Here is an 18,174-nt window from a genome sequence, read left to right on the forward strand (position 1 = left end):
ACGCAGTTTTCGAAGTGAAGCAAGAAATAAACAGGAAGTTTCTGGAGTACGCAGGGAAGAAGATCGCTAGTGTGCGCGAACTGACCCGCACGTCGGTCAACATCGCCCATGCGGGAGGCACGTACGACCCCAAGCCACCCATTCCAATCCTCGGCGGACTACTGACCACGCGGAGCGGCTGGGCCGATCTAGAAGGAAAGGCCGCTGTGAATGCGTTGCTAGAACTAAGCGACGCCCGCCGGGTAGACATCGGCTGTGCCTTGCGAGGAGTCTCGTTCAACCGGATAGAAGACACCCCAACAAGTTCGCCGGAGTACAGCGAGCCCGACGTGACGCTGATGTTCTTCCTCATCCGACTGTTCGGTCGCCTGCAAAAGGTTGGCACCGTCGCGGCTGTTGACATCGATGCGTACATGAACGCCCTCGACTTGAACGATGCTCCAGTCATGGATTCCTAGTCGCATGTTCGTCGCGGGCCTCCATCATCGCAGCTGAGGTGAAGACCAGATGGAGTTCCACGAGGCGTCGCTCGACAGTCGGGATGCGTGCCGCCTATCGGTTGTCCTTCGTATACCGCCACACCGTGCTGCGGTGCTTGTCGAACCGCTCGGCGATGGAGCGGACGCTTTCACCGCTGGCCCTCGCCGTTCTAATAGCTTCCACTTCCTCCGGCGTGGGAGGCGTTCTAGCTGTTCTACTTGGCTCTGTGACGACATCGAAGTCGGCCTCCCGCTGGGGCTCTCCGCTGTCGCCGATGCCCAGCCTCGCCTGGTTCCACACCGCTTCTAGCCGATCGAATCGCTGTTGCACGGTCGGTTTGAGTCCAGCGGGGAGCACGGTTTGCAACGTACTAGAACTTCTGCGCTCACGACTCGGCCAGTAGACTTGGGTGTGTGCCGATCTCCCGTCGGAGTGGCTGATTTGGCTTCCTACGCGGGAGGGGCACGCAGAGGGCACGGGGTCGCAAGTTGGCTTCAGAAGCCGCATGATTCCGCGCTCCTCAACTAGAACTGGGACTTCTAAGAAGAAGTCTCCACCCACGGAGGGGCTCGCGACCGGAGACGGCCGAGTCCCTTCGCGTCGTCACCCGACGGTGTCGTCCAGCCAGTCGAGGACCGTCTCGGCCACGCGCAGACGCGCGAGCGGCTCGCAGTGCATCGCGCCGCCCTCCGCGGCCGTGAAGCGTTCCAGCGCGGACACCTCTGGCGTCATCGCCGCGAGGGTAGCCGACTGGCCCGGCCAGAACTGCTCGCCGTCGGGGTCGGTGATCAGCAGCGGCGTGCGGATGTCGGCGGCCTGCTCCTGCGACAGGCGGTAGGCGCGCACGGCGCGGAACGCCGCCCCGAAGCTCTCGCCGACGCCGTACGGCCGCGCCCGGAACCGCATCATCGCCGCCTCGGGGGAGTCGGGAGTGAGTCCCTGGCGCAGGTACTCGTCGAACGCGTCCGGGTCGCCGCCGTCGAGCAGATCGACGAGTTCCCGGGGCAGGTGAGCGAACCAGCTGGTCGAGACGTCGACGACGCCGGGGTCGACGACGGCCGCGGCGAACCGCTGCTCCACCGTGAGCGCACGCGGCACCCAGTACCCCGCTTGGCTCACTCCCCACACCGCGAGACGTGCCTCATCGACGTCATCGCGTGCGACGAGGGCGTCCACGACCGGAGCAAGTACCGCCTCCCAGTCCGGGCGGAACGGGACACCGTGTTCGAAGAGCTGTGACTGCTGCCCGGGGCCGTCGAAGACGAACACGGCCCAGCCGCGCGCGAGCGCCGGTCGGCCGAGATCGGTCCACAGCCGGCTGATCGCCTCATCGCTGCCGTTGTTCAGCACCAGTGTGCGGTGTGGACCGGCGCCCACGGGCAAGAACAGTGCTCCCGGCAGAGGTTGCCCGCCATGAGGAACGGTGATGCGTGCGACAGGATGCCCGCACCCATCGACGAACGCGTCCCACGCGCGACGATGGGTGCGGAACGTGGTCAGCAACGTGTCGCCGTCGGGTAGCGCGGCCGCCGCGGACACGGCAAAGCCCAGGTAGTTCGCGGCGCGCAGGTGGCGCGCCGCCGCGGTGGCGTGATGGCCGGTCGCAGCGGCGTCATCCGCCTCGTCGAGCACCCGTTCGCCGAGGTCGCGCCATGCGGAGAACCATCCGGCGGTGTCGCCCGCTCCCACCGGGCCCGCAGCAGCGAGAATCTCGCCCGGGTCGCCCCCGCCGTGCACGCTGTGTCCGATCGCGAGGCGAACATCGAAGTCGAATCCCGGATCGGTGGCGAATCCTCCCGCGAAGGGGGACGACAGCAGATCCCGGGGCGGCGTCGGTGCATCGGTGGTCATGGGATTTCGCCCTTTTCCGTCGGTGGACGCCGCCAGCAAAGCATCGCTTCGGTGCGCACACAAGGCCTCGGTCCGGCAAGGGCTTCCGGCAGCTGCCGCCGACGTGATTGAGTCAGAGGCATGAAGACCTTCTCCCGATGGCTCCTGGCCGCCGCGATGGTGTTCGCGGGCATCAGTCACCTGTTCTGGGCACGCAAGGAGTTCCAGGCTCAGGTTCCGGACTTCGCGGTCGAGAAGACCGGCCTCGACCGGGACGCCGTCGTCGTCGCATCCGGCGTGGTGGAGGTGATGTTCGGCACGGCACTGGTGGCGCTGCCCGCCTCGCGCCGGCGCGTGGGCGCGCTCCTGGCCGCGTTCTTCATCGCGATCTTCCCGGGAAACGTCGAGCAGTTCACGCGTGGACGAGACGGGTTCGGCCTCGACACCGATGCGAAGCGTCTGGCTCGACTGTTCTTCCAGCCGGTGCTGGTCTGCTGGGCGTGGTGGTGCACGCGCGACGGCCGCGCGTGAGCATCATCGCCGGGTCGACGCGGTCAGGGTGAACTTGGCGTTGCGGGCGATCTGGCGAGTCGGGCCGACGATGCGCTCCAGCGCAGCGCGGTACCCGAGCGAAGAGTTCCACACGGTCCACAGTTCTCCGCCCGGCGCGAGCACACGCGCGGCGTCGGCGAACATGAGCGGCGCGATCCTGCCGGTGACGGCTGCGCCCGAGTGGAACGGCGGATTGAGGGCGATGAGAGACGTCGATCGGTCGGGCTGCGCGCCGAGCATGTCATCTCGCACGACCTCGACGCGGCCGGCGACGCCGTTGGCGGCGACCGTGGCTTTCGCGGAGGCCACGGCGATGGCCGACTGATCGCTCGCGATCACCCGGGCACGCGGATGCCGCGTCGCCCAGGAGGCGGCCACGACCCCGGTGCCGCACGCCATGTCGATGACCGGCCGCTCCGTCGGGGCGGGCAGGTGCGCCAGCAGCAGCCGGGTGCCGATGTCGATCGACGTGCCGGCGAACGCCCCGCCGAACGCGCACACGGTGATGCCCTCGTGCGTTTCCTGCCGCGGTGTCGGATCCGCGCCGTCGTGTGGGCCTCGCGCGACGAGCACCCGGGACTTCTGTCTCGCGTGGGTGACGTCCACGCGGCCGAATCGGCGGGCGAGCACGTCGTTCATGGCGACGCTCATGTGCTTGAGGCGTCCGCCGGCGAACACCGTGACGTCGGGAGCGGCGTGGGCGGCGATGATCCCGGCGATGTCGTCGAGCTGGTCGAGCGAGCGGGGCAGGCGGAGCAGTACCACGTGGGCTCCCCGCACGAGCTCGGGAGACAGGGGGAGAGACCGATAGGAGTGCGAGTGAGCGAGGGCGTCGGCGTTGGCGGCGAGCGCCCGCTCCCCGGTGAGCGCATCCTGGTGGACGCGGATGCCGGTGGCGCCGGCGAGCGCGGCGCCGAGGGTGAGTGCGCCGTAAGCGTCGCCGATCACGCACACGGCGCCCGCTTCGGTGTTCTCGCGCGCCGCCGCGGAGAGGTCGAGGATCAGTCGATCGGCGGCGTCGACCGCGACCAGTCCCGGGGCCTCGAGGTCGGGGCGCCGCCGCAGGCGATCGAGCTCAGAGTGCACGCTTCCACGCTAGACCGTGGCGCGTCACCCGCCCGCTTAGGGTGGAGACGACCGATCTGGAGTACTCGTGTTCCGCACCCCTCTGTCCCTGTTCCGCGTCCTCGCCCTCGCCGAAGCGGTGTCGTGGACGCTCCTCATCGCAGGACTGATCCTGCGTGCGATGCTCGACCTCCCGATCGCGGTGACGATCGGCGGCGGCATACACGGATTCGTGTTCCTCTCCTACGGCGCCACGGCCGTGCTGGTGGCGATGAACCAGCGATGGGGGATGTGGCCGACGATCGTGGCGGTCGGGAGTGCCGTCATCCCCTATGCGACCATCCCGACGGAGATCTGGCTGCACCGTGCCGGGCGTCTCGACGGCCCCTGGCGAATCGCGCCCGTCCCCGAGGCGGACCGTTGGTACGATCCGCTGATGCGGTGGTTCCTGCGGCGGCCATGGGTGCTCGCGCTGGTCCTCGTGGCGGCGGTTGCCGTCGTCTTCGCCGTTCTCCTGGTCGTCGGCCCGCCCGGAGGGAAGTGAGGCGGATCTCGGCGCCTCGGAATAGTCCGCCTCCTCCTGCGTTGAAGTTGATAAGCAAGCGCTCAACTCCTAAAGTTGAGCTCGCGTGACTCATCTTTGATGCAAGGAGCGGGAATGCCCGAAGACTTCACCCCCGACGAGGGCCACAGCGCCTTCGACGAGTTCCTCGCACGCTATCTCGCGGGCGAGCGCGCCCGCGCGGAGCGATCGATCGACCTCAGTCGATTCCTCGGTGCGGCGACGCAGCAGATCCTGCAGGCCGCAGGTCGATACGCGCTCGAACGGGGCCAGCAGGAACTCGACGCGCTGCACGTTCTGCGCGTGCTCGTCGACCGCTCGCCGGCGAAAGACGCGGTCGAGCGCGTCGGCGCCGACGCGGCGGCGATCGTCCGCGCCGCGGAGGATCGGCTGCCGGCGGCCTCGCACCGAGCGCATGTCGATGGCGCGGTGATCACCCCGTCAGTGCAACGAGCGCTCTTCCACGCCTACCAGGTGGCGCGCTCGTCCGGATCGACCTATGTCGACCCCGAGCACCTCTTCTTCGCCCTCGTGCTCGCGCAGGACACTCCCGCGGGGCAGATCCTCGCGCGCGCCGGCGTGACCGCGGAGTCTCTGACCCAGGAAGTTCGTGAGACCGTGTCGGGCGACGCCGAGGCGCCGGAAGACGGAATGGCATCGTCTTCGACGCCGATGCTCGACCGTTTCGGCATGGACCTCACCGCGCGGGCACGCGAAGGCGCGCTCGACCCGGTCATCGGCCGTGCCGACGAGATCGAACAGACGATCGAGGTCCTCAGTCGTCGCACCAAGAACAACCCCGTGCTGGTCGGAGAGGCCGGCGTCGGCAAGACGGCGATCGTCGAGGGACTCGCCCTGGCGGTGGCCGCCGGCAGCGTTCCGGCGCAGCTGACGGACAAGCGGGTGATCGTCCTCGATCTGCCCGCGATGCTCGCCGGCACCCGCTACCGCGGAGACTTCGAGGAGCGCCTCACGCAGACGATGGATGAGATCTCCGCGCATCGTGACGAGATCGTCGTCTTCATCGACGAAGTGCACACGGTGGTCGGCGCCGGAGGCGGCGGTGACGGCGGCATGGATGCGGGGAACATCCTGAAGCCCCGCCTCGCGCGCGGCGACCTGCACCTCATCGGGGCGACCACGCTCAAGGAGTATCGCGCGATCGAGAAGGACCCGGCGCTGGAACGCCGGTTCCAGCCCGTGCGGGTGGGAGAGCCGTCGCCCGAAGACGCGATCCGCATCCTCGAGGGACTCGCGCCCGCGTACGAGGAGCACCACGGAATCACCTACACGACCGACGCGCTCCGCGCCGCGGTCGAGCTCAGTGACCGCTATCTCGGCGATCGCGTGCTGCCCGACAAGGCCATCGACCTCATCGATCAGGCGGGTGCGCGCCTGCGCCTCCGCCTCGGCGCGAAGGTCGACGTCTCCGACCTCGTGACCGAGGCTGCCGCACTCGAGGCGAAGAAGAACACCGCCGTGACCGCCGAGCAGTACGAGGAGGCGTCGGTGCTGCGCGACCGCCTCGCCGAGGTGCAGGCTGAGATCGAGCGGGCGACGCGTGAGGGCCACGACGTGTCGACGGTGGTCGACGAACCGCAGATCGCTGCGGTCATCAGTCGTGCGACCGGCATCCCCGTGAGTCGCTTGACCGAGACGGAGCGCGAGCGCCTCGGCGCGCTGGAGAGCGAGCTGCACGAGCGCGTCATCGGACAGGATGACGCCGTCGCCGCCGTTGCCCGCGCGGTGCGACGCAATCGCACCGGCATGGGAGACGAGCGTCGACCCGTCGGGTCGTTCCTCTTCCTCGGCCCGACCGGCGTCGGCAAGACCGAGCTGGCGAAGGCGCTCGCGGAGTCGCTCTTCGATGACGACCAGGCGGTCGTGCGCTTCGACATGAGCGAGTTCGGCGAGCGTCACACCGTGTCACGTCTGGTCGGCGCCCCTCCCGGCTACGTCGGCTTCGACGAGGCCGGGCAGCTCACCGAACGCGTGCGACGCAACCCCTACTCGGTCGTGCTGTTCGACGAGATCGAGAAGGCGCACCCCGACGTGTTCAATGTGCTGCTGCAGGTTCTCGACGACGGGCGCCTGACCGACGGTCAGGGGCGCACGGTCGACTTCCGCAACACCGTCGTCGTGATGACCTCGAACCTGGGCTCGGAGTTCCTCGCGTCGCGGGGCGGCGCGATCGGGTTCCTCGCCGACGGCGGGGGAGCCACCGGGTTCGGTTCGGAGAAGGACCTGCGCGATCGGGTGATGGGCAAGCTCCGCGAGGCGATGCGACCGGAATTCCTCAACCGGATCGACGAGATCGTCCTGTTCCGCAAGCTCGAGTCCGCGCAGCTCCAGCAGATCGTGCGCGTCCTGCTGGATGCCACCGAGCGGCGGCTCGGCGCGCGGTCCGTCGCGTTCCAGATCACCGATGCCGCGGTGGCGCGGCTCGCCGAGCTCGGCTACGAGCCGGAGTACGGTGCGCGACCGCTGCGCCGGCGGATCCAGCGCGAGATCGATGACCGCATCGCCGAGCTTTTCGTCTCGGGGGACCTCGACGACGGCGGCGCGGTCTCGGTCGACCTCGTCGAAGGCGGCATCGGAGTCACGGCCCACCGGGCGCGCACGCCGCTGGCCGCCTGATCCGACACGAGCATGCCTCATCCGGCCCCGAGGGGGAGCGGATGAGGCATGCTCGTGTCATGAGCCGCGGTCCGATCGAATCCCTGCGATCCGTTGCCCGTTACCTCCTGGCGGCGCTTCTCGTCGCCGCCGGGGTGTCCCACCTCACGTGGGGGCGGCGCGGCTACCGCATCGTGGTTCCCGACTGGGCGACCAAGCTCCTGCACACCGACAAGGACATGATCGTCGTCGCCTCGGGCGCGGCGGAGATCATGCTGGGTGCGGCGCTCATCGCGTTCCCGGCAGACCGCCCCCGCGTCGGCGCAGCGATCGCGACGTTCTTCGGGGCCGTTCTGCCCGGCAATGTGCATCAGTGGCGCACCGGGCGATCGGCACCGATGCTCCGCACCGATCGGGCTCGGTTCGCAAGACTGTTCCTGCAGCCGCTCCTGGTGGCATGGGCACTCTGGTCGACCGGGCGGCGGTGAGGTCGCGGTGCTGCTGCTCGCCGATATCGTCGCGACCGCCGACGCCCTGATGGCGACCCGCTCGCGCTCGGCGAAGATCTCCCTCGTGGCCGACATCCTGCGCCGGGCGGCCGTCGACGATCTGCGCGCCGTCGTCGGCATGCTGATCGCGGCTCCGCGACAGGGACGCCTCGGGGTCGGATGGCGGTCGATCCGCTCGCGCGCCGCGGCACACGCCGAGGTCGCCACGCTCACCGTCGGCGACGTCGATGCGGCCTTCGAACGGCTCGCGGGCCTCGCCGGAGACGGCGTCGGCGCGCGACGCGCGGCAGAACTCGACGCGCTCGCCGCCTCGGCCACCGCTGCCGAGTGGGACTTCCTCGTGCGGGTGATCCTCGGCGAGCTGCGCACCGGCGCCCTGCAGGGGGTGGTCGTCGATGCGATAGCCGCAGCTGCCGATCGGTCGCTCGCGGCGGTGCGGCGTGCCGCGATGCTCACGGGCGACCTCGGTGAAACGGCCGTGATCGCCCTCTCCGGCAACGCGTCCGACCTCGACGCGGTCGCCCTCGAGGTGGGGCGCCCCGTGCTGCCGATGCTGGCGGGCAGCGCGCAGACGGTGCTGGAGGCGCTGGCAGCGACCGGCCCCGCGGTGGTCGAGTACAAGCTCGACGGCGCGCGCATCCAGGTGCACCGCCGCGGCGAGGATGTGCGGGTCTACACGCGCGGTCTCGCGGACATCACGCATCGCGTCCCGGAGATCGTCGAGGTGGTCCGCGCGATGCCGGTGGACGACGCGATCCTCGACGGAGAGACGCTCGCGCTCGACGAGGACGGTGGGCCGCGCCCCTTCCAGGACACGATGGCGCGGTTCGGGTCCGAGGCCGCGGCCCAGATCGCCCTTCGGCCGTGGTTCTTCGACGTGCTGCGCGTCGACGAACGCGATCTGCTCGACGAGCCGCTCACGACGCGGCGAGACACCCTCGCCCGCGTGGCCGGGCCCTGGTGCGTCCCCGGCGTGGTCACCGACGACGACGATATCGCCGCCCGGTTCTCCGAGGAGGCGCTCGCGGCGGGACACGAGGGCGTCGTCGTGAAGGCGGCCGGCAGTCTGTACTCCGCCGGGCGGCGGGGGTCGGGCTGGATCAAGGTCAAGCCCGTCATCACCCTCGACCTCGCGGTGCTCGGGATCGAATGGGGATCGGGCCGCCGCGCCGGGATGCTGTCGAACCTCCACCTGGGTGCGCGCGACGATGACGGGGAGTTCGGTGCGCCGGGCGGGTTCGTCATGGTCGGCAAGACCTTCAAGGGGCTGACCGACGACCTGCTGCGGTGGCAGACGACGCATTTCCCGGAGCTTGCGACCGGGGAGGTGCCCGGCGGCATCGCGGTTCGTCCGGAGACGGTCGTCGAGATCGCGATCGACGGCGTGCAACGCTCGCAGCGCTATCCCGGGGGAGTGGCGCTGCGCTTCGCCCGCGTGCGCGGATACCGCCCCGACAAGTCGCCCGCCGACACCGACACGATCGCCACGGTCCGCGCACTCCTGCGCGGGTGAACGCCTGACGGCGCCGGGGCGATGCCGCCGGCGCCGTCAGGGAATCGCATCCGGTGTCAGGTGCGCACGGTGCCGCCCGAGCGCAGTCTCGACAGCGCGTCCACGGTTGCGGCGAGGATGAGCACCGCGCCGGTGACGATGAGGTTCAGCCCCGCCGGCATCCGCAGCAGCCCCAGTCCGTTCGCGATCACGGCGATCACGAGCGCGCCGATCGCGGCGTGGGTGAGACGTCCCTTGCCGCCGAACAGGCTGACGCCGCCGACAACCGCGGCCGCGACGCCGCTGAGCACGATCTCTCGGCCTGCGGCGGCATCCACCGAGCCGACCTTCGAGATGCTGAACAGACCCGAGACCACGGCGAGCGTCGAGCACACGATGAACGCGCTCCACTTGATCACGACGACCTTCACGCCCGCGCGACGGGCCGCCTCCGCGTTGCCGCCGATGGCGTAGATGTAGCGCCCGAACTTGGTGCGGTCGAGCAGGAAGGTGCCGATCCACAGGATCGCCAGCACGATCGGCACGACGATCGGCACGCCTTCGACCACGCCCACCGACTGGCCGCGGTTCTGGTTCAGCACCCAGACCACGCCGCCGCCGACGACGGCGATGACGCCGAGCTTGATCCACACGAGCGCGATGGTGCGGTTGGGCACCCCGGCCTTCGTGCGTCGGGTGCGGTCCCAGAACGAGGTTCCGGCCGCGATCGCGAGGATCACCACGAGCATCACCCAGCCCGCCCAGACCGGCAGGTTGCCGTTCTGGATGGCGGTGATCTCGGGAATCTGCACGCGGTACAGACCACCGGATCCGATGATGAACAGGGTCACCCCCTGGTAGCCGAGGAACAGACCCAATGTCACGACGAAGGAGGGGATCCCGACTCTCGCGACGAAGAATCCGATGAAGGTTCCGGTCGCGATGCCCGCCGCGAACGCGATGAGGAGCGCGAGCACCCAATCGACGCCATGGACGTTCACGAGAACGATGAACAGCGCCATCGTCATGCCGCTGGTGACGCCGGCGGACAGATCGATCTCGCCGAGGAGCAGCACGAACACCAACGCCATCGCGAGCATCACGAGCGTCGCCGCCTGCGTGATGAGGTTGGCGAAGTTGCGCTCGGTGAGGAAGAACGGACTCAGGAAGGTGAACAGCAGCGCGAGCACCACGAGACCGCCGATGGCGGGCAGGGCGCCCATGTCGCCGGCGCGCACGCGCTGCCACCACGCCATGACCTGGTCGCGGACGGTGCCTTCCTGCCCGCTGCCGATGAGGTCGGACACCGTGCTGGTGTCCGCCGGGATGTTGCCTCCGGGAGTGGTCATTCCGCGCCTCCTGCCTCGACGACCGCGGCGTCGCCGCCGTAGGTCTTGCTGCCGGTGATGTAGCCGATCACGTCGTCGTACGTGGTGTCCGCCGTCGGCAGCTCGGCGACGAGCGTACCGAGATACAGCACGGCGATGTAGTCCGCGACCTTGAAGACGTCGGCGAGGTTGTGGCTGATGATGATGACGGCGACACCCTGCTCCGCGAGCCGGGTCACGAGGCTGAGCACCTGCGCGGTCTGCGCGACGCCGAGCGCCGCTGTCGGCTCGTCGAGGATCACCACGCGAGCGTTCTTGAGCACCGCGCGGGCGATCGCGACGGTCTGACGCTGCCCGCCGGACAGGCTCGAGACGCGCTGGCGCACCGACTTCACCGTTCGCACCGAGAGGGAGCGGAGGGTGTCCGACGCCTCCCGCTCCATGCGTCCCTCGTCGAAGGTGCCGACCGAGGTCTCCTCGCGTCCGAGGAACATGTTCTGCACGATGTCGAGGTTGTCGCACAGGGCCAGGTCCTGGTAGACGACTTCGACGCCCAACCGCGACGCTTCACGCGGGTTGTTCAGCTCCACGGTGGAGCCGTCGAAGAGGATGTCGCCGCCGTCGTACGGCTGCACGCCGGCGAGCCCCTTGATGAGCGTCGACTTGCCGGCTCCGTTGTCGCCGACGAGGGCGGTCACTTTGCCCGGATACGCCTTCAGATTCACGCCCTTGAGGACGCTCACGGGACCGAAGCTCTTCTTCACGTCCCGCAGTTCGATGATGGGCACGTCCACGCCCACTCCTTTCGCTCGACCACGCTGTCAGGCGGCGCGGATGCGCCGCGGAGAGCGGGGGTCCCTCGCCCCGCAGGCGAGGGACCCCCCGGGGCGTCGATCACTCGACGCCGTACTCCTCGCACTTCTCCGCGACGTCTCCCGTGCAGATCTCTTCTGCGGACGCGTCGCCCGCGGCGACGACATCCTTGACCTGCTCGGGACCGACCAGCTGCGGGGTCACGGCGATGTAGGGAGTGCCGTCGTCGAGCTGCTGATCGGCTTCAGGGGCCTCGCCGTTGAGCAGGGCCACCGCCACCTCGACCGCCGCATCGGCCTCGATCTTCACCGGCTTGTAGACCGTTGCGGTCTGCCATCCGAGAAGGATGTTCTGCAGGCCCGCGACGTTCGCGTCCTGGCCGGAGACCGCGACACCCTCGAGGTTGTTCTTCTGGAGGATGGTGATGACACCGGCGGCGTTGGTGTCGTTGGCCGCCCAGACGCCGTCCACTTCACCGCCGAGCGAGGTCAGCGCCTGCTCGAAGTTGGTGGCCGACTTCTCGCCGTCCCAGACCCCGGGAGGCTCGGCGGCCGCCGTGATGCCCGCGCCCTCCATCACCTCGACGGCTCCGGAGCGGAACATCGCCGCGTTGCCGTCGGCGGGGTCGCCGCCCATGTAGACCACGACCGCCTCGGCGGGGTCCGTGCCCGCCGCTTCGAGCCCGTCCAGGACGGCCTGGCCCTCGAGACGGCCGACCTCGACGTTGTCGAAGGAGACGTAGTAGTCGGCTCCTTCGATCGGGCGGTCGTACGCGATGACCGGGATGCCCTCGGCCTGCGCCTGGGCGGTCACCGCGGCGCCCGCGCCGTTGTAGTCGACCAGGAGCATGACGCCGCAACCCTGGGTGAGCTGCTGGTCGGCGATCGTGGCGTACTTGGCGGTGTCGCCCTGGGCGTTCTGGATGTCGACGTCGAAACCGGCGGCCGTCAGACCTTCCTGGAGGTACGTGCGGTCGAAGTTCTCCCAGCGCGGCGACGACGCCGCGTCGGGGAGGATGACGCAGGCGCGCGTGCCGGCCGCGTCTGTGCCCCCGGTGTCTTCGCCTCCGCCCGTGTCGCCGCCGGAGCTGGAACATCCGGCGAGCAGGACCGCGGCGGCACCCCCGAGTGCGACCGCGGACAGCAGAGCAGACTTCTTCATCATTCGCCTTTCTTCGTTGAACCTGCGACGTCCGAACTCTGCTTGAGTTCAAGACATAAATTGATGATGAAGAATCAGACCCCTTGGCGTCAAGACGTGAACATAACGCTTTCGCAACGCGATGCCGGCCGGCGTGCAGCCACCTTGTCAGGTCGGACGATCAGAGGCCTCGGCGGTGCGCGCGATCGCTTTCGGCGCGCAGCGGGACCACATTCTCGGCCGGCTCCGGCGGTGTCGTCGCCGGACCGCTCCGCGCCCCCGTGATCGCGGAGATGAGGGTCTCGCTGGTGATGTCGGCGACGTCGAAGACGCCGTTGTTCCGGCCGAGTCGCAGCACGAACACACGATCGGCGACGGCCATCACGTCGGCCATGTTGTGGCTGATGAGAACGACGCCGTGGCCGCGCTCCCGCAGCCGCACGATGAGGTTGAGGACCTCCGCCGTCTGCGCGACGCCGAGCGCGGCGGTGGGCTCGTCGAGGATCACCACACGCGGGTCGCCGATGAGGGAGCGGGCGATCGCGACGGTCTGACGTTGACCGCCGGAGAGCATCGCGACCGGCTCGCGCACCGAGGGGAGCCTCGCAGACAGTTCGCGCATGAGCGCCCACGTGCGCTGCTCCATCTCGACCTCGTTCAACGCGGAGCCGTCGACGATCTCGCGGCCGAGCCAGAGATTCGCGACCACATCGAGGTTGTCGCACAGCGCGAGGTCCTGGAACACCGTCGCGATGCCGAGGTCGTGCGCGACGACGGGGCTGGTGATGTCGACGGCGGCCCCGTCGAATTCGACCGAGCCGGCGTCCGGCGCGTAGACGCCGGAGAGCACCTTGACGAGCGTCGACTTGCCCGCGCCGTTGTCGCCCACCAGCGCCACGACCTCGCCCGCGTCGACCCAGAAATCGACATCGGTGAGCGCCTTGACCGCCCGGAACCGCTTGCCGATGCCGCGCATGGTGAGGATGCGCTCGTGCGAGCGGGTTCCGCGGGGATTCGTCATCGACATCCTCGACATGCTCTCATGCGGATGCGGCGACGGTGTCCGCGCCGACATCGACGTGCTCGAGGGCGAGCGCGATCGCCCCGCGCGTCTCGGCCCAATCGCCGAACGACGCCCCGATGATGTCGGGCAGGCCCGCGGGTGAGGTGAGGGCGGAGCGCTCGAGGGCGTGGCGCATCGGCGCCATGAGGATCTCGCCCGCTGCGGCGAGTTCGCCTCCGATCACGATGCGCTCCGGATCGAACAGGTTGCACACGCTCGCGGCGGCGACGCCGAGGTGGCGCCCCGCATCGGCGATGACGCGTTGCGCCGCGGCGTCGCCGTCATCCGCCGCGAGGAGCAGATCGCTCAATCGGTGCATGCCCTCTGCCGGGGGGAAGGCCGACAGGAGCGCCGGACCCCCCACGTAGGTCTCGAGACACCCGCGGTTGCTGCAACGGCACACCGGCCCGTTCTCGTCGATCGTGATGTGACCGATCTGCCCCGCTTTGCCGCTCGCACCGTGGAAGAGATCGCCGCCCGCGACGATGCCGCCCGACACGGTGTGGCCGACGCGGATGTAGACCGCCGAGGAGACGTCGCGCGCCGATCCCTCGCGCGCCTCCGCGAGGCCGCCCAGGTTGGCTTCGCTGTCGACGAAGACGGGGCGGGCGATGCGTCCCGTGAGCGCCTGCGCGATGTCGATGTCCTCCCACCCCGGCAGGAGTCCGGGCGTTGAGACCGTGTGCGTGCGCGGGTCGATCGGTGCCGGGAGAGCCAGCCCCACGGCGTGCAGGTCGCCGAGGGAGCCGCCGAGCGACTCGGTGAGATCGCCCAGCAGCAGGGCGAGCCGATCCAGCTCCGCGTCGTGCCGGTGGTCCAGGGCGAGAGGGAGCGTCGTGTGCGTGACGACGGTGCGGGTCGCGTCGGCGATCGCGATGTTCAGCTGACGCGAACTGAAGTGCACACCGGCGACGAGTCCCACCGAGTGCGCGAGCGAGACGAGCGTCGCCCGACGACCGCTGCGCGACGTGAAGGACGTGTGCAGCACGCCGGCGGCCGTCAGCTCCTTGACGATGTTGGACACGCTGGCCGGCGACAGGCCCGTCACACCGGCGAGTTCGATCTGCGTGAGACGGCCGTGCCGCTTCAGCGAATCCAGCACGCGGGCACGGTTCGCCTCTCGCAGGGACGCCTGCGAGCCTGGCGGAGCGGCGTGTCGGCGGGCCACAGCCCACACTGTACTCCCCGCCGCGACGGCGATCTCAGCCGTCGGCGGCCAGCCTGATGAGCACGATGTTGCCGGACTCATCCATCTCCGCGACCTTCGGGTGCGCTTTGACGAAGTCGGTGAAGCTCTTGTGCCCGAGCGTCTTCTCGCTGAACGAGGGGTCGAGGCGCTTGATGAGGCTCTTCACCGCCGAGGCGTGCTGCCACTCGGCGGCCTCCTTGTCGTTCTCCAGGCGGAGCGCCCGTTCCAGGAGGTCCGCACCGGGGTCCACCGTCTTCTTGCGTCCTCGGCTCTTGCGGGTCCCCGTGGTGTCGCCCGACGGCGCGGTCACCCCGGGGAGCGTGTCGTAGGCGTCGAACGTGTCGCACGCCGCCGCGAGCGACTTCGCCGTCGAACCCGAGACGCCGACGCCGACGACGTATCGCCCCAGGCGCTTGCATCGCTGCGCGAGCGGCACGTAGTCGCTGTCGCCGGCCACGATGACCACGTGCGTGAGGTCCTCCAGCCGGAACATGTCCTCCACGGTGTCGACAGCGAGCCGGATGTCGGCGCCGTTCTTGCCGTAGGCCGCTGCGGGGAACAGCTGCACCAGGTCCACCGCGCGGGCGACCAGCTGCGTCTGGTACTCCGCGTTGACCGGCGAGGACCAGTCGGCGTACGCGCGGGTCAGGACGAGCGTGCCGAACGATGTCGCGTAGTCGATGATCGCGCCGACATCGATGGTCGCCTCGGAGAGCCGCTCGGCGATCTCCGACGCCGTGGGGTCCTGAATGATCTTCTGGCGGTCGCGCGAATAGGCGTTGCGTCCGTGCACGCGGTCGTACCAGGACATGACGATGTTGTCGAAGTCGATGTAGACGGCGACGCGCTGGCTCTGCAGATCGGCCACGGCGGCTCCTCGCTCGGTGATCACTGCTCTTCGGGGTAACGCAGGCCGATCTGACGCCGGACGGCGTCGAGGGTCTCCATGATGGCCACCGTCTCGTCGATCGGCAGGCGCTCGGAGTCGGTGGCGCCGCCGGCGATGATCTCCTCTGCCGCGAGGGCCTGGAACTGCATCCCGCGTCCCTCGACGTCGGAGACGAATTCTTCCAGCACCGTGCCGTCGGGCGCTGTGACGCGGAACGACGTCGGGGTGTACCAGACGCGGTCGATGTCGATGCGGCCCTCGGTTCCGACCACGTGGGCGGTGTTCGGGCCGGCCGCGCGCGACGACGACAGCGTGGTCGAGACGGCGCCGGACGCGTGGGTGAAGATGGTGGCCACTTCCGTGTCCGCGCCCGTTCCGCCCAGGCGCGCGGTCGCCGTGATCGACGTCGGTGCCCCGAGCATGTCCCAGGCGAACGACACGGGATAGATGCCGAGGTCCAGCAGTGCGCCGCCGCCGAGCTCGAGGGCGTTGAGCCGGTGGGCAGGGTCATCCGAGATCCGCTGCGTGTGGTCGGCGAACACCGCGCGGATCTCGCCCAGCGTTCCGGACTCGATGATCTCGCGGATGCGGATCATGTGCGGCAGGTACCGGGTCCACATCGCTTCCATCGCCAGGAGCCCCTTCGCGCGGGCCAGGTCGCGGACCGCGATCGCCTGGTCGGCGTTCAGCGTGAACGGCTTCTCGATGAGGACGTGCTTGCCGTGCTCCAGCAGAAGCAGAGCGTTCTCGGCGTGCATCGGGTGAGGAGTGGCGATGTAGACGATGTCGATCTCGTCATCGGCGGCGAGCGCCTCGTACGAGCCGTGCACGCGAGCGACGTCGAATTCCTCCGCGAAAGCGCGGGCGCCCTCGAGTCGGCGCGATCCGACGGCCCGCAGGTCCAGACCCGCGGTGCGCAGGTCGCGGGCGAAGGCGTGGGCGATGCCGCCCGTGGCGAGGATTCCCCAACGAAGTCCGGTCATGCGTCGACTGTATCGACCGCCGCCGATGGAATCGAGGTGAGTGCCCCGCGCGGGCCGCGCTCGATACGCTCGACGGGTGACAGCCTCCCTCGAGCGGTTCCGCGAGCTTCTGGCCATCCCGACCGTTTCCTTCGCCGACGAATCCCAGGTGGATCGACCGGCCTTCGAGCGCTTCGCCGAGGCCCTCGAGCGCCTCTACCCGCTGGTCCACGAGCGCCTCGAGCTCGAGATCGTGGCCGGGTACTCGCGGCTGTACCGGTGGCCGGGTTCCACAGACGAGCAGCCTCTCGTGCTCATGGCGCACCAGGATGTCGTGCCCGTCGTCGACGAGGAGTGGCAGACGCCGCCGTTCGACCCGACCGTTCTCGGTGACGGCGCGGATGCGGCGATCCATGCGCGCGGAGCGATCGACGACAAGGGTGCGCTCGTGGCGATCTTGGAAGCCGTCGAAGCCCTTCTCGCGGACGGCTTCACACCGGAACGCGACGTGTACCTCGCGTTCGGGCACAACGAGGAGACGGCCGGCGACGGTGCGGGCGCCATGGTCGACAGGCTCGCCGAGCGCGGCGTCCGACCGGGCCTCGTGCTCGATGAGGGCGGCGCGGTCGTCGAGGGAGTGATCCCCGGCGTCACCGTGCCGACAGCGATGGTGGGTGTTGCCGAGCGCGGGATCATGACGCTCATGCTGACCGCACGCGAAGACGGCGGACACGCGTCGACGCCGCCGCGCACTCCGGCCACCGCGCGCCTGGCACGCGCGATCCTGCGCCTCCATCGTCATCCGTTCCCGGTGCGGTTGGTCCCGCCCGTGCGGGCCATGCTCGCCACCCTCGCACCGCACGCGCCTCAGCCGTTGCGCGCGGTGTTCTCCCACACCGGTCTCACCGCGCCCCTCCTCATCCGTGCCTTCGGAGCGCTCGGGCCCGAGATGCGCGCGATCGTGCGGACGACCGCCGTGGTCACGCAGCTCAGCGGTGCGCCAGGCGAGAATGTGCTCGCGACGACGGCGCGCGCCGCCGTCAACGTGCGCCTTCTCACCGGAGACACCATCGATCAGGCGACCGCCAGGGTGCGCAGGGTGATCGCCGACCCCGGGGTGGACATCGAGGTGCGCCGAGGTTCGGACCCCTCGCCGGTCTCGCCGTGGCGAGGGGAGGCGTGGCAGCGGATCGCGCGAGCCGTGGGGGAGACCCTCGGCACGGACGTCGTCACGACCCCCTACCTGCAACTGGGTGCCAGCGACAGTCGCTGGCTCACGCGGATCAGCGACCACGTCTACCGCTTCACGCCCTTCCACCTGACCCGAGCCGAACGCGAAGCGCTCCACGCGCACGACGAGCGCATCCGAATCGATGTCTGGCATCGAGGAATCGGCTTCTACCGGGCTCTTCTCGAAGCGTCGTGACGCCCGCAACCCGCGCGACACGCCCGGGGTGTGGTGTGGTTTTGCGTGGGGGTGGGTGGGGACGTAGTGTTCTTGTTGTTCGCCCCAAAGGGGAGAGCGGAGCGGCCGGAAGGCCCCGCCCCCTCAAGCAGCGAACCACCCCCTTCTGAAACGGATGCTCGTTGAGTGTCGTGGCCTTCGGGTCTAGGATGGGTTCCTCTCCTTCATCGGATGGCACTCCCTCCTGGTTCGTGTGACAGCGTGCTGGGTTTGTGTGTG

Annotated in this window: 16 protein-coding genes and 1 pseudogene; 7 read left to right on the forward strand and 10 right to left on the reverse strand. The window is 69.3% G+C overall.

The features are described 5' to 3' along the window. A pseudogene (locus ACGG9C_RS16590) lies at positions 1-458 on the forward strand (hypothetical protein); the annotation flags it as partial. A gap of 94 nt (positions 459-552) precedes the next feature. Here ACGG9C_RS16590 and ACGG9C_RS16595 read toward each other — a convergent pair. Next, positions 553-987, reverse strand: coding sequence for a helix-turn-helix domain-containing protein (locus ACGG9C_RS16595; protein WP_390178922.1), 435 nt, complete (start codon positions 985-987; stop codon positions 553-555). Positions 988-1,083: 96 nt separating this feature from the next. Then, positions 1,084-2,331, reverse strand: a complete 1,248-nt coding sequence (locus ACGG9C_RS16600; protein ID WP_194384873.1) for a S9 family peptidase — start codon at positions 2,329-2,331, stop codon at positions 1,084-1,086. Between the two features lie 120 nt (positions 2,332-2,451). Here ACGG9C_RS16600 and ACGG9C_RS16605 point away from each other — a divergent pair, with 120 nt between their 5' ends. After that, a complete protein-coding gene (locus tag ACGG9C_RS16605; RefSeq protein WP_071044535.1) occupies positions 2,452-2,841 on the forward strand; it encodes a MauE/DoxX family redox-associated membrane protein in 390 nt (129 codons plus the stop codon). A 3-nt stretch (positions 2,842-2,844) separates the two neighbouring features. Here the strand turns inward: ACGG9C_RS16605 and ACGG9C_RS16610 are convergent, their stop codons facing one another. After that, entirely contained in the window at positions 2,845-3,948 is a 1,104-nt protein-coding gene (locus tag ACGG9C_RS16610) for a class I SAM-dependent methyltransferase (RefSeq protein ID WP_390178923.1), read from the reverse strand. A 67-nt stretch (positions 3,949-4,015) separates the two neighbouring features. Here ACGG9C_RS16610 and ACGG9C_RS16615 point away from each other — a divergent pair, with 67 nt between their 5' ends. The 4 genes from ACGG9C_RS16615 to ACGG9C_RS16630 all read left to right on the forward strand — a co-directional run bounded on the left by ACGG9C_RS16615 (position 4,016) and on the right by ACGG9C_RS16630 (position 9,127). After that, the gene (locus ACGG9C_RS16615; RefSeq protein WP_390178924.1) at positions 4,016-4,471 is read left to right on the forward strand and encodes a DUF3817 domain-containing protein; all 456 of its coding nucleotides are present in this window, start codon (positions 4,016-4,018) and stop codon (positions 4,469-4,471) included. A 114-nt stretch (positions 4,472-4,585) separates the two neighbouring features. Further along, positions 4,586-7,126, forward strand: a complete 2,541-nt coding sequence (locus ACGG9C_RS16620) for an ATP-dependent Clp protease ATP-binding subunit (RefSeq protein ID WP_390178925.1) — start codon at positions 4,586-4,588, stop codon at positions 7,124-7,126. Between the two features lie 59 nt (positions 7,127-7,185). Continuing rightward, positions 7,186-7,593: a hypothetical protein gene (locus ACGG9C_RS16625; protein WP_071044539.1), complete on the forward strand. Its 408-nt coding sequence runs from the start codon at positions 7,186-7,188 to the stop codon at positions 7,591-7,593. Between the two features lie 10 nt (positions 7,594-7,603). Further along, the gene (locus ACGG9C_RS16630) at positions 7,604-9,127 is read left to right on the forward strand and encodes an ATP-dependent DNA ligase (RefSeq protein ID WP_390178931.1); all 1,524 of its coding nucleotides are present in this window, start codon (positions 7,604-7,606) and stop codon (positions 9,125-9,127) included. Positions 9,128-9,183: 56 nt separating this feature from the next. On the opposite strand, the gene ACGG9C_RS16635 is transcribed toward ACGG9C_RS16630, so the two are convergent. From ACGG9C_RS16635 to ACGG9C_RS16665, 7 genes are all read right to left on the reverse strand, one after another. Beyond that, entirely contained in the window at positions 9,184-10,455 is a 1,272-nt protein-coding gene (locus tag ACGG9C_RS16635; RefSeq protein WP_071044540.1) for a sugar ABC transporter permease, read from the reverse strand. After that, entirely contained in the window at positions 10,452-11,228 is a 777-nt protein-coding gene (locus tag ACGG9C_RS16640; RefSeq protein ID WP_390178926.1) for an ATP-binding cassette domain-containing protein, read from the reverse strand. The genes ACGG9C_RS16635 and ACGG9C_RS16640 overlap by 4 nt, the downstream gene beginning before the upstream one ends. 100 nt (positions 11,229-11,328) lie before the next feature. Then, complete coding sequence (locus ACGG9C_RS16645; RefSeq protein ID WP_228480963.1) at positions 11,329-12,411, reverse strand: sugar ABC transporter substrate-binding protein; 1,083 nt, start codon at positions 12,409-12,411, stop codon at positions 11,329-11,331. 157 nt (positions 12,412-12,568) lie between these two features. Continuing rightward, on the reverse strand, positions 12,569-13,408 hold the full coding sequence (locus tag ACGG9C_RS16650) for an ATP-binding cassette domain-containing protein (RefSeq protein ID WP_390178927.1): 840 nt from the start codon (positions 13,406-13,408) through the stop codon (positions 12,569-12,571). Between the two features lie 19 nt (positions 13,409-13,427). Beyond that, on the reverse strand, positions 13,428-14,552 hold the full coding sequence (locus ACGG9C_RS16655; protein ID WP_286717686.1) for an ROK family transcriptional regulator: 1,125 nt from the start codon (positions 14,550-14,552) through the stop codon (positions 13,428-13,430). A gap of 100 nt (positions 14,553-14,652) precedes the next feature. Beyond that, positions 14,653-15,507, reverse strand: a complete 855-nt coding sequence (locus tag ACGG9C_RS16660; protein ID WP_390178928.1) for an NYN domain-containing protein — start codon at positions 15,505-15,507, stop codon at positions 14,653-14,655. 20 nt (positions 15,508-15,527) lie between these two features. Next, positions 15,528-16,511, reverse strand: a complete 984-nt coding sequence (locus ACGG9C_RS16665) for a Gfo/Idh/MocA family protein (RefSeq protein WP_390178929.1) — start codon at positions 16,509-16,511, stop codon at positions 15,528-15,530. A 76-nt stretch (positions 16,512-16,587) separates the two neighbouring features. Between ACGG9C_RS16665 and ACGG9C_RS16670 the strand changes: the two genes are divergently transcribed. Further along, the gene (locus tag ACGG9C_RS16670; RefSeq protein ID WP_390178930.1) at positions 16,588-17,916 is read left to right on the forward strand and encodes a M20/M25/M40 family metallo-hydrolase; all 1,329 of its coding nucleotides are present in this window, start codon (positions 16,588-16,590) and stop codon (positions 17,914-17,916) included. The last annotated feature ends 258 nt before the right edge of the window (positions 17,917-18,174 follow it).

The sequence above is a fragment of the Microbacterium sp. MTN4-26 genome, assembly GCF_042846595.1.
GTDB classification, from domain to species: Bacteria; Actinomycetota; Actinomycetes; order Actinomycetales; family Microbacteriaceae; genus Microbacterium; species Microbacterium luteum.